We start from the raw sequence: 11,807 nt of genomic DNA on the forward strand, positions 1-11,807 counted from the left end.
GGAGCCCTGCGCTTTTTCGCTTACTACTGCTGGGGGTTCGAACGCCTGCAGGCATAACAAACAGGCGAATGGTCGAGACCTACTGAGTACGCGGCACCGGAAAGGACTGGATGATAGCTGCGATGCTGGGCGGCTGGTGTCTAGCGGGACCCAAGGTGCGAGGCGGCTGCCATCGCACCTTCTGCATTTGCAGCACTCGTCAGGTTACGTTGGCGTTTACGCGAGCTGGCTCGCCATGCGTGCGTATTTCTCACGGGCTGCGTCTTGCCCGGCTGTCTGCGCCAGGGCTTCGAGCTCAGCCTTCGTCGGTTTGAGTCGCAAAGGCAGTCGCTTCCAATAAAACTGCAAAGCGTCCGATTGCCACCCTGAGTACGTCTTCCCCCAGGATTTTCCGGATTGGCCAGCGAAGACGAGGTTCGATGGGTTGAGGACGCGCGTCGCATCCTGAAAGCGACAATCCAGGGAAAGCCTAAGCTTTTGCGACAGATTCGGCGAGGCGGCATGCACCGTCAGGCTGTGAAAAATAAGAACGTCGCCAGCGTTCACCTGGCCACCTACCCACGTGTCGCCAGCTGCCCGCTCCGCGGGGATCTCGGGAACATGCAGGTTCCCATGCTCATGGTACTGAATACCAAACCGATGCGAACCTGCGAGTATCCGCAGAGGCCCTGCTTCGACCGGGCAATCATGCAAAGCGATCCATGCCGTGTAGAACTCAGGATCGCCGCCCATGAATTCATAATCCTGATGCGGACGCACGACGAGACGTTCGCAATTTGGGAAGATGAGCCTTGCAATTGGCTTCGGATGAACAAGGACCTGTTCGTCTACAAGCAAATCCATGACCCGGCGCAGCGCAGGCTCATGCGGCAAAGCGTGAAGCTTTTCCAAGTTAAACACCTGCTGGTAGGTGCGTTTGAAAGCCGGGTCCGGGTCTCCGCACGCTGCACCTTCCTTGGCGATTCGCTCAAGAGGGTCAGCCTGTGATTCAAGCCAGCCGGCGGCGTAGAGGACGCTCGCAACATCACTCAATACCGCGCGTACTGCAGCTTTGGGCAATACTTGGCGGATGAGGGCATAACCATCCTGTGCCAGCTGAGACCGCAGAGTCTCGCGCGTGAGGTGTGCACTTTCGATCGCGGAGAATGCTTGCATGTGGATTCCCTTTATGTCGCTAGGATTCAGCGCTACACAGTTATCACGATATGTTTTCCAGCGCGTGCATGTGTCTCGGGATCTTCTGCTCATTGTCAGAGGAATGTCATGGACAGGGTGGACCTTGTCCCACGACGATCAAAGGGCCCGACAGTCTGCCTGCGAGGCGCCACACGCATCGGGCAGTGACATTTGCTTTACGACCGAGTGACAAGTCCTGTGAGCAGTCTCGGTAAGCTCACCGCAGCAAAGGTGAAATGCGCACGCAGAACCCACACAGGGAGGTATCTTCTGCCCTCAACGAAGCGGAGGAAAGCGCCACTGCACACCAGGAACTGCAGGAGGATCAAGTGCGTACGACGGCAGCAGCGACAATCGTGAGTAAACCAGATGCACCACAAGCCTCGAGACCGCAGGATGCGCTGCGCTCCAGCATGGACTTACCGCTAAGCAAGACGTTTTACCCGCTAGGCTTCGCAGTCGAAGTCATTACGAATCACCCGGCAGTGCTGAGAGCAGCAATCGAGTGCTTTGGTCACATCTCCTCCTGTCGCGCTACGACGCAATTGCAGGTGCGAGTCGGCATCAGCAGAGGGGGTGACGCTTTCCTGCCTTCTGAACCGACGCGGCGCGAGTACAACCATCTCTACTCACTGGTAGCAGATACACACAATCAGGCACTGCTCGATCTAGAGACCGGCATCAACTTCGCGTGGCTTTCTGAAGCCGCCCTGATGAACCCAGGCTACCTGCGCACGAACTTTCTCGAGAAAATCGTCTACCTGCTGCTGGGTGCAAAACACGTGACTGATGTCCACGCAGCATGCGTGAGCCGCTTCGGCAGGGGCATCTTGTTGTGCGGAGACTCGGGGGCGGGCAAGTCGACCCTGGCGTATGCCTGCGCGCGTGCGGGCTGGTGCTACACATCGGATGACACGAGCTACCTGATCAATGGGTTGGAATACCCGCTTGTCACCGGGCACGCACACCGGGTACGTTTTCGTCCGACCGCAAGAGAGTTATTCCCCGAGCTCGCCGATCGAGAGGCCACTCCCCGCATGGAAGGCAAGCCCTCGATTGAGCTCCCGGTCGCGGAGCTCCCGTTGCACAGCACGTCCACGGATGCTCGCATAGATGCCATCATCTACCTCAACAGGTTTGCTGGCGCGCAGGGCAGGCTCGCAGCATTGCCAAAAGGAACCGCCACCGAGCGCATGCAGCAGGATCTCTTCTCCGCCGGAGACCTACGCGCCCGCCATGCGAAACAACTTGAGATCTTTACCAACGTGCCGACGTACTCGCTCGAGTACTGCGAACTGCCTGCTGCAATTGCACAAGTGGACCAGCTCGCCAGGGGCCTTTGAGCTTGCTATTCGCCAAGCACTAGCAGCTGTCTCTCGCTAAGGAATCACCTGCCTGCGGGCAACGGCGGTAAACCAGATGCTTCGCCCGCAGTCAGTACCGTACAGCAGCGTCTTTACGTCAGGCTCCCAGGATGGTTCGATCTGGTTGCACGGAACGTCAGCGATCCGTCGGCGCTGTCCTGTGTCGCGGTTAAGCAGCCAGAGGTTCCAATATCCTTGTTCGAGATGACTGTAGGCGAGCCATCGTCCGTCCGGAGAAAGTGCAGGATAGCGAGCGTCACTCAACCGCACCGGCGAATGTAGTCGCGATGTTTCTTCAAGATAGATCCGTGGTTCTTCTGAACCTTGTACTGCCGAGAAGGCGTACTCGGTCGGCGATAAGAAGGATGCTTCGAAGACGTTGTAACCTTCCGGGCTCAACGCCCTCCCTGCTCCACTATCAGCCGTGGCGACGGAACGAGACAGCAAGCGGCCGCGCCCGCGTTCGTCCTGAATGTAGGCAAGGGTGTTTGCATCCTTTGAGTACATGGGGTCGCGTGCGTTTTGGACGAGTGAATGCAAGGGATCGTGCGGATCCACAATCTGCGAGCCTGCGACCGATGCTTTCTCCGCTAGAACCTGACGCCCGAGACCAGTGAACGACAGGTAGTCATACGACGCATCGCCAAACGACGGAGAACTCCGGCCGCTTCCCTTCTGCGCAACAAGGCGGTAACCATCGAACGAGAATGCCGAGTAGAGCACGCCGCCACGGAAAGATTGAGGTTGCGCGTTGGCAAAGCCCTGCGCTGCAACAGGGAGACGATATGCGTACTCTAGACGTTCGTCGCGTTCGCGGTGAAGCGTTGACCGTGTACCCAGCACGACAGAGGCAAGCATAGCCGCAGCCCAGGCGTAGCGGCTCCAATCCCGGGCGTCCAGCCCTGCTGGCCGATCTCGCCACATCCGGAAGTAGATCCAAGCGAGAAGGATCAGCATCAACGGCAGTCTCGGTTCATACAGCAGCCAAAGCGGGCCGGGCGGGCCGTGCGGACTGGGCATAGGAAAGCCGATGCCCAGGTAGATAGCGGCCAAGGCTATCAGTGAGCCACGCTGCTTTTTCTCGATCATGACCGCGGCAAGGACACAGATCGGCAACGCAATCAGGACAAAGTTGTAAGAGGCTGGGATCGTGGAGATAGTGAGCGCTGCTGTGAGCAGGGCGGACCACTCCAGAAGGATCCGCTGCCTGCTGGCAGCACGCTTGCGGATCATCAGTATCGCTGGAGCGAGCAGAAGCATCTGCGACGCGGGCGCGAGTAAAGCGTAGGCAAGTGGAGAGTCCTGCCAAGGATGCGGGTTCCACTGTGGTTCGGACAAGAGCAGGCAGTGCAGCACCCCCGTGATGGAAGCAGCTGGTGCGTAGGGCTGAAGCCCTTCTCCATGCATGACCCACGGCAGGATCTCCTCAAGCCACGTGCGGTGCGCCGCGAGTCCGAACACGGATATAGAGGCTACAACGGCAGCAAGACCCGTTACGATGCCAGCGACGAGTGCTCTCCAGTCTCGGCGCTGCAAAATGAAGAGGAGCAGCAACACCGGGAAGACTTTACAGGCGGCAGCGAGTGCGATCAGAGCGCCCGCCCGAGCGCGGTGACCACGCAAATAGCTCCAGCATGCCGCGACGATCAGGAAAAGCAGGACTATGTAGAACTGCCCGAAAAGCAGGTTGCGCTGCAGCGGGAAGCTGAGTGCCAGAATCAGCGCGACGCGCTGGTAGCTCAAACCTGCAATGGAGCGCAGCATACAGCCGATTGGAATAAGCAGTGCAAGATTGAAGAGGATCCATAGATGCTTCGCAGTAAGAGGCGGCAGCCAGACAAGCGGCCAGACCGCAAGCGTGGAAAATGGAGTGATTGGAAGAAGGCCGATCACTCGGATGTCCACGCCCCTGTGATCCTTCTCACGTTCGATCCACGGCCACTCGTACATGCGTGACGTGTCGAAGCCTTCATGCGCCAGGCGTGCCGACATATAGTAGTTCGGAAAGTCTGTGTTGAGCGTCATCCAGGCACGTGGCAATGTATGGAGTCCGAGGAACAACACCGCTAAGCAGAGAGCGATGCGCTCTGCCCAAGACACACTTCTAGTTTGCTTGAAGGTCACGATTCACAATAGTCCGTTTGTCGGACAGCAATGTCACGGGCATGTCAGGCGCTCGTCATCGACGTGTCCGCCTCAGCGGGTATCGACGAAGACGATTAGGCGCTGATAGCGCGCCGGTGTGCATCCTGTTGCAACGCCGTTTCAATGATGTCTCCAGCGAGACTCAACCCTTGTACCGAGAGCATCTCCCTCTGCAAACATTGGGCGGCCGTGCGAAAGGTCGGCTCGCTTAGTACCTTATGAATCGCGCCCGCGATCTTGGCAGAGGAGAGTCTTGCGATGGGTAGAACGATGCCGGCGCCCGCACGCTCAAGCCGAGCGGCCACAGCCGGCTGGTCGAACGCGGTCGGTAACGCAATCATCGGCTTACCCTGTAACAGCGTCTCGAAAACGGTATTCGGCCCGGCGTGCGTGATGACTACTTCAGCTTTCTTCAGGATCTCGAGCTGTGGTGCATCGCTTACCACAACGGGACTGCCAGGAAGATCTTGGAACATCTGTGGGTCGCGGCGACCGCCGAGCGAGAGCACAAGCTGGAGCTGCGTTCGGCTGCACGCCTCCGCAATCATGCGAAAGGTTGCGGCATCTCCTTTCAGTGTCGACCCAAGCGATGCATAGACCAGTCGCCTGCCGTCGAGTCGATGCCACGGAAAGTCTGCGGGTGCACGCGCATCGTCCACGAACGGACCACAATAGTAGAAGTTCTCGGGCAGCACACTGCGTGGGTAGTCCAGGCACCTGGGCAACTGGGTGATATGCGCCAGCGCGGGATGAGTATTCTTCATCCTGGCCACTAAATCTAAACCAACACTGCCCCTGAATCGATCAAGGCGGAAACGCACGGGCCCCTGCATGCGGACCGTCGAGACCTCCAGCAATGCGCGTTGCAAACGAGCTACGCATGACAGTCGCGGCGTGAAGCGATTTGGAGACGACCACCCAAAGTTGTGAGGCACCGAGGTCGAAATGATGAAGTACGGCCGCTTCATGATCTCCGCCACGGTGGGCCCGGCCATCGCAATCTCATCGATGAGCAGAGCGTCCACGCCGGCGCGCCGCATGGCTTCCGGCGCACCTCGCAAAACTTGTTCCATCTCTGCAACGGTACGATGAACCCGATAGCGAAGGGCCGCGACTCCCGCCTTGCGGGCCGGGCGAATCAGCCGCACACCCGCATCCTCGACAGAGCCAATCGATGCAAACTCCAGACCATTCTGCAGGATCTTCTCTTCAAGATCGGACGTGTGAAAGAAGGTGACGCGGTGGCCGCGCCTGACAAGATGACGCGCAAGCGTCATGATGGGGTTCAGGTGACCCGTGCCTGCGAACGACAGCACTCCGAAGTGAGACCGCCGCGCTCCCGTCAACTTCAGCATGTTCCAAGCGTAGTCCTTGGCGATCACCATACCAACCTGCAATCCCTGCATCGGCATCATCGTGACAATGGAATGACATGCGGGTGAAACAGGCACGCTGGATCACTCGCACAATAGCAACTGTGCTGCTCTTCCCTTCTGGCTTGTCGCCTCGTTGTCTCCGCTGCAAAAGCAAGTGAGCGAGGTCCGAAGATGCAAAGCGCGCACGAGGGCAGGGCTCATGCTGGATCCACGGAATGCCATCAGCAGCACACTTCGCAGCCTCGGCATCCTCGCGCCGCGACGGATACGGGCCCACACCAGCGTGACGCCTCTCGGGGCACGGGAGGCCTATCGGCACTGGGCTTCCACCTATAGAACTGAAACGGCTACGAGCTGTCTCGATGAAGAGCTTGCGCAGCGGATGCTTGGCCAGCTTTCACGCAGGCGGCTTCTCGATGCCGGCTGTGGCGTCGGGCGGCGCATCGCTGCGATCCCAGACGCCGTGGGGCTCGACGCCAGTCCCGAGATGCTGGCCGCGGGCGGCGCGCGGAACGTAGTTGCAGGGGATGTAAGAGCGATGCCTTTTCCGAGCGAGAGCTTTGATATGGTCTGGTGCCGCCTCGTGCTGGGGCACCTTCCAGATGCGACGAACGCGTACCAGGAGCTTGCCCGGGTGTGCTGCGTTGGCGGCCACGTGTTCGTCACGGACTTCCACTCGGACGCTGCAGCAGCCGGCCACCGCAGGAGCTTTACGGACCAGGCGGGTGTCGTGCACGAGATCGAGCACTACGTGCACCGCGACCATATAGGCATCGCGCAGGCGACTGGTCTGTCGCTTGTTGCCTCTGATGAAGGAGCGGTGGGGACATCCGTGCGCCGCTTCTATGCGCAGGGTATCGGGCTCAAGGCGTACCGGAAAGACAAAGGATTGAAGCTGGTGGCCGCATATCTGTTTCGCAGGATGGCTTGATATCGCCTCTGCTGTGGACTGGTGGCTCCTTGCAGCGGTAGATCGGCAGGCGAGCGAAAAGGCTCTACGGAAGTTCGATCGGCCTGCCGCCAAGCAACAGTTTGCCGAAACCCATCACAGCTTCCGCACTTCGCACCATCTCTGCTACCGGCGCGCGCAGCCAGCGGATGCTGCCTCCGATGCGCAGAGACTCCAAACCCCTTGTCGACACCATTGGAAGACGCCGGTAGAGCTCGTCAGATGCAAGCTGCACGCAACCGCCGAGCATCACCAACTCGACATCATCGCTGGAGAGTGTGCCTAGCCGATCCAGGATATCGCTTCCCGTATCGCGGATGCCGATCAGGTCTGCGACCCCGCCTACCTGGATGCTTCCCTCGCCGTTTTCAAGGCGCAGTATCGATCTGGGCGTGTCGGTAACCATTGCATAGGCTCGTTCGGCTGGAACTGCGCAGCGCAGCATGGCGAAGCGTACCTCGTCCAGGAGATCGCCGGCGGAGGTAAGTGGCGAGTCGCTGCCCAAGGCTACTTTCTCTCCTTGGTAGAAAAGCCTGTTCGCCGGAAGCCTCCCGAAGAGATATTCATTCGAGGACGGACACAGGATCAGCGATGCCTGCCGCGCCTGCAGAACCGCTAGTCGCTCGTCATCAAGGGCCAGACCATGGACCAGAACAGTGCTGCTGTCCAACAATCCCTGGCGATCGAGCGCCAGCAATTCATCACTCGCTTCCTTGCTGACACCTTCACAGGCGTGCACGATGAACGGGCCGCCACGTGGCGTCGCGAGCCATGCCCGCCTCAGATCGCCACCAAGCGCTATGGAGTGCGCCCAACCAAAGCGCTGCAGCACGCGCACCGGGAAATCTATTCTCTCGAACTCAGGCGATTGGGCGTCATGGTGACTTACGGTTGTTACACCACAGACAAGGTTTCGCAGAGCTCCCCACCACAGGCGTACCGACTTGGGCAACCTATGCTGCTGCGCAATGGTGGTCGCATGCCTTTGTTGAATGTCTTTGCCCCACTCAACGTAATCCTGGTAATGTGCTCCACCCAGCCTCGGGTAAAGGGCAAACTGCAGGTGATCATGTGCGTTGATGAGCCCGGGAAGGATGAGCATACCGGCCAGATCAAGGTCGCGATCTGCCTGGTTTGTGCGTCGTGGTGCGGCCGCACCCTTCCTGATCTGAGCGATTCGCCCTTGCTTGATCTGCAGCGTGGCGGGGTTTGTCTCGCGGGCACTGAAACACCACCGTGCTCCGTGAATCCAGCCTGCGTTGCTCGATGGTCTGCAGCTACCTTGTTCAAGCACGCTTCGTGGCCACATAAATGCGAAAGCGAGAAGGCTCGCGCCGACCGCGCAACTTCGCGATCCATGGCCGGATGGCCCACTTCCAGCCGTAGTCTGGCGAGTGCTGTTCCCAGGCAAGATCGAGCCTCTTTGCAAGATGGGCGAGGCGCTCGTCCGTCAGGAACTCCAAGCTTCTCACAGCATCCGAAGCCGTCCCGAACCGGCGCTTGAATGTGGCCTGACGTTCTGCCAACATCTGCTTTCCGCTCTGTTCGCGCGAGTACCAGGGCGTATCGATGATGACGATTTTGCCCCCAACCTTGAGGCAGCGAAGTGACTCCCTCAGGGTCTCCTCATAGTCCTCCGCATAATGAAATGAGGCATTGAAGAGAACATAGTCGAACTGTGCGGAGCAGAAAGGTAGATGGGTCGCTTCGGCCTGAAAGCATCGGATTGGCGTGGTGAGATAACGTTCGTAGTGCTTCGCGGCGCCAAGACCGTCGTTCTCGTTGACAAGCAGGTCCACTGCGACGGTTTGGTACCCTATCTGGCCCAGGCGAAAGCTCATCCAGCAGTTGCCGGCGCCAAGGTCGAGCACAGCGCAGCGGTCTGCTGAGTTCTTCAGCACGTGCTGCTTGAGACAGCGAAAACTTGCCGCACGAATCCTCCACTGCCCGCTGTTATGTCCGTTTAGGTCCTTGTCGGGCAATGCAAGGTAGAAGGCTTCGCTCTGGCTGCCCCGTCCCTCGGCTGCACGGATACGCTCGTACTCTGTTGCAAAACGAGCATAGTAGGCGGCACGCTCCGGCGGCAACGCGGGGGTGATTCCCTTTACAGGGCTGAGATCAAGAGCGCAGATCCTGCACTGGAGCCCTGCGAGCGATGTGCCGCAGCGGGGACACTGCAGCTTGAGATCGAGGGGGGATATTCCCCGCACCCGTTCCTCCGACAAAAAGTGCAGGCTTGCACTTTCCACGCTGGCGTTTGCTCTCGACATCAGGCTTCCCTTGAGCCGGCGAGCTGATCCAGGGGAAGGATGTGGACCACACCGGCTGCATTTGCTGAATCCGTAAAGACGAACGGTTGCTCGCATCGACTTGCAGCTTCCGAAGTCTCGACCGCACGCCAAAGAGCGTCGACGTCGGCAACCACGTGACTTCCCTCCGAGCGGGCCTTCCAGGAGTCCACCTCAGCGTGAATGGCGTCGCGTACCGCGCGATAAAACTCGGTGGTGTAGGTAGCCTGAAACATGATGCATAGATCATCGCTGTCAGCCCAGTTACGCTTCGCCCCAAGCTGCGCTTGAACACGGTTGTAGAAAACGGTTCCCGGCAGCGGGTACGAGAAGGAGATCCCGACATCGTCGGGCCTCGTCTTACGCACGAAGGCAACGGTCTTTTGCAGTTCCTCCCAGCCTTCGCCCGGATAACCAAGCTGAAGAAAAAAGCACGCGCGAATGCCAGCTGCTCTGAGTCGTTCGCGCGCGATGACGACAGTTTCAAGTCTCAGATTCTTATCCATCGCGTCCAAGATCGTCTGCGCTCCGGACTCAACCCCCATCCACACCTCGGCACAGCCGGATGCCTTCAAGTGTTCTACTGTGTCTTCGTGCATCAGGTCAGCGCGCGACTGGACTTTGAAGGGTAGCCGCGCATCCTGCTTCACTACTTGCGCCGCAAATACCTGCACCCAGTGCCGATTCAAGGCGAAGATGTCATCACCAAACCAGATGTGTTCAACGCCGACGTCTTTCAACGATCGCATCTCCTCGGCCACGGAGGCAGCTGCACGTAGATGAAAGCGATTGCCCGAGATCGGCTTGGCACACCAATTGCACTGAAATGGGCAGCCTCGACTGGATACCATGTTGGTGGAAAAGTAGCCATGCGCTTCTTGCCACGCTGCGCGATACGGCTCCAGATCAATCAGTTCTCGCGCAGGGCGCGCGAGCTGTGCCCACGCAGAGTTTCTTGCCAGGCGCTCCCTCCCCTGCCCTCTGTGGCCTTGCTTACTATTTGTCATCACGCCATCCAAAGGTGGAGCTTCCGTCCCGCCTAGGATCGAGGAACATAGCGTGACCAGCACCTGTTCTGCCTCGCCACACAACACGTAATCGAACCCACGACCGAGAAAAAGGTCAGGGTCATCCGTAGAGTCCGAGCCGTGCACGATCACGATCGCGCCAGTCTCTCTAGCGGCCGCCGCTATACTCCATGCCACGTCGCGCATGCGCGTCAGGCACATCTTCGAGAGGAAATTGAAGTCGTCTTCGTAGACGACCACGATCTTCGGACGGTGCCGCCGAAGCGCGTCCGCAAACGCGACCTCGGGCTCCAACAACATCGTGTCGAATACCGCAACGGTGATCCCGTGGTCTCGCAGCGCGGTCGCGGCGTAGAGCGTGCCGATCGGCGTGTACGGCTGCATCTTACGCACTTGTTTCGGGTCGTAGGGAAGATGATAGGAGTGGGTCAGCAGGACACTAGCCAAGGCTCACCTCATGCTGTCGCGATGGGCACCGCATCAGGCAGAGCACGGTGCACACAGGTGCGATACAGATGCGCTTCATAGACCAAGCCTAGGCTTCTCAGCGCGCTGCTTTTGTCTCGGAGATGTAAACTCAATGTCACTCTTTGCTTGCTGTCCGGAGAAATGAAGTGTGGTGTTTCGCCGCTTCGGCACAAAGCGCAGGCATCTACGCAGCATCATCGTCTTGAACAGATCTGTACCGGAATTTAGAGAGCTGGCAGCGAGTTCCGTTCAGGTGACGGCGCTCGGCTCGAGAAAGTGACCTAACTGGTCGCGTTTGACGGCGAAGTAGCGGGCCGAGTGAACACCAAAGCCCACATCGGCGCTCAGGCGCTCGACGATATTGATGCCCGCGAGTTTTACCGCTGCTATCTTCTCAGGGTTGTTCGTCATTAGCCGCACCGCATTGATCTTGAGGTAGCGAAGGATATCGACGACGAATCGATAGTCCCGCAGGTCGTTCGCATGGCCCAGTGCCAGGTTGGCTTCAATAGTGTTGAGCCCCTGTTCCTGCAGAGCATAGGCGCGAAGCTTCTCTGTGAGACCAATGCCGCGGCCTTCCTGGTGCTCGTACAGAAGCATGCCATGACCGGCTTCGGCAATCGTGCGCAGCGCAAGGTGCAGCTGGTCGTGACAGTCACACCGGAGCGAATGGAACACATCGCCCGTCGTGCATTGCGAATGTATGCGCACGATGCAGGGTGTGCTGTGAATGTCCCCGAGAATCAGCGCCAGAGCTGTCTCTGGCGCTGTTTCTTTTCCGCGAGCGTCTTCAAAGCCAAGCAGTTTGAAGTCGGCCCACCGGGTGGGAAGGTTTACTTCCGCGGTCTTGATCAGGGTGAGTGGATGATCCAGGTGTTGTATCGTCATAAGCCTTCAGCACGCTGTTGAGGTTGCCTGGACAGGTGTAGTTGTGGGTCGCTCGGAGCGAGCCTTTGCCGCGTTCCTCGACAATGCCGTGGTCGGTTTGTTGGTGCAGAGAAGAGGTAAGCCGC

9 protein-coding genes are annotated in these 11,807 nt (G+C 58.9%); 2 read left to right on the forward strand and 7 right to left on the reverse strand.

The window, feature by feature from the left end; translation table 11 throughout:
• Positions 1 to 216 precede the first annotated feature (216 nt).
• Positions 217 to 1,155, reverse strand: coding sequence for a phytanoyl-CoA dioxygenase family protein (locus tag D1Y84_RS16285; RefSeq protein WP_124849625.1), 939 nt, complete (start codon positions 1,153 to 1,155; stop codon positions 217 to 219).
• Positions 1,156 to 1,532: 377 nt separating this feature from the next.
• On the opposite strand from D1Y84_RS16285, the gene D1Y84_RS16290 reads away from it, so the two are divergent.
• Positions 1,533 to 2,519: an aldolase gene (locus tag D1Y84_RS16290; protein WP_233581488.1), complete on the forward strand. Its 987-nt coding sequence runs from the start codon at positions 1,533 to 1,535 to the stop codon at positions 2,517 to 2,519.
• A 36-nt stretch (positions 2,520 to 2,555) separates the two neighbouring features.
• On the opposite strand, the gene D1Y84_RS16295 is transcribed toward D1Y84_RS16290, so the two are convergent.
• Entirely contained in the window at positions 2,556 to 4,565 is a 2,010-nt protein-coding gene (locus D1Y84_RS16295) for a glycosyltransferase 87 family protein (protein ID WP_124849627.1), read from the reverse strand.
• Between the two features lie 194 nt (positions 4,566 to 4,759).
• Positions 4,760 to 6,040, reverse strand: coding sequence for a glycosyltransferase (locus D1Y84_RS16300; RefSeq protein WP_158615526.1), 1,281 nt, complete (start codon positions 6,038 to 6,040; stop codon positions 4,760 to 4,762).
• 220 nt (positions 6,041 to 6,260) lie between these two features.
• On the opposite strand from D1Y84_RS16300, the gene D1Y84_RS16305 reads away from it, so the two are divergent.
• On the forward strand, positions 6,261 to 6,992 hold the full coding sequence (locus D1Y84_RS16305; RefSeq protein ID WP_124849629.1) for a class I SAM-dependent methyltransferase: 732 nt from the start codon (positions 6,261 to 6,263) through the stop codon (positions 6,990 to 6,992).
• A gap of 64 nt (positions 6,993 to 7,056) precedes the next feature.
• Here D1Y84_RS16305 and D1Y84_RS18010 read toward each other — a convergent pair whose 3' ends face one another.
• The 4 genes from D1Y84_RS18010 to ribA form a co-directional block, all read right to left on the reverse strand.
• Positions 7,057 to 7,848, reverse strand: coding sequence for an amidohydrolase family protein (locus tag D1Y84_RS18010; RefSeq protein WP_158615527.1), 792 nt, complete (start codon positions 7,846 to 7,848; stop codon positions 7,057 to 7,059).
• Between the two features lie 448 nt (positions 7,849 to 8,296).
• Positions 8,297 to 9,097, reverse strand: a complete 801-nt coding sequence (locus D1Y84_RS16315) for a class I SAM-dependent methyltransferase (protein WP_233581489.1) — start codon at positions 9,095 to 9,097, stop codon at positions 8,297 to 8,299.
• 182 nt (positions 9,098 to 9,279) lie between these two features.
• The gene (locus tag D1Y84_RS16320) at positions 9,280 to 10,773 is read right to left on the reverse strand and encodes a B12-binding domain-containing radical SAM protein (protein WP_124849632.1); all 1,494 of its coding nucleotides are present in this window, start codon (positions 10,771 to 10,773) and stop codon (positions 9,280 to 9,282) included.
• 270 nt (positions 10,774 to 11,043) lie between these two features.
• On the reverse strand, positions 11,044 to 11,682 hold the full coding sequence (gene ribA / locus D1Y84_RS16325; RefSeq protein WP_124849633.1) for a GTP cyclohydrolase II: 639 nt from the start codon (positions 11,680 to 11,682) through the stop codon (positions 11,044 to 11,046).
• Between the last annotated feature and the right edge of the window lie 125 nt (positions 11,683 to 11,807).

Source organism: Acidipila sp. EB88 (genome assembly GCF_003858395.1).
In the GTDB taxonomy this organism is placed as follows: Bacteria; Acidobacteriota; Terriglobia; order Terriglobales; family Acidobacteriaceae; genus EB88.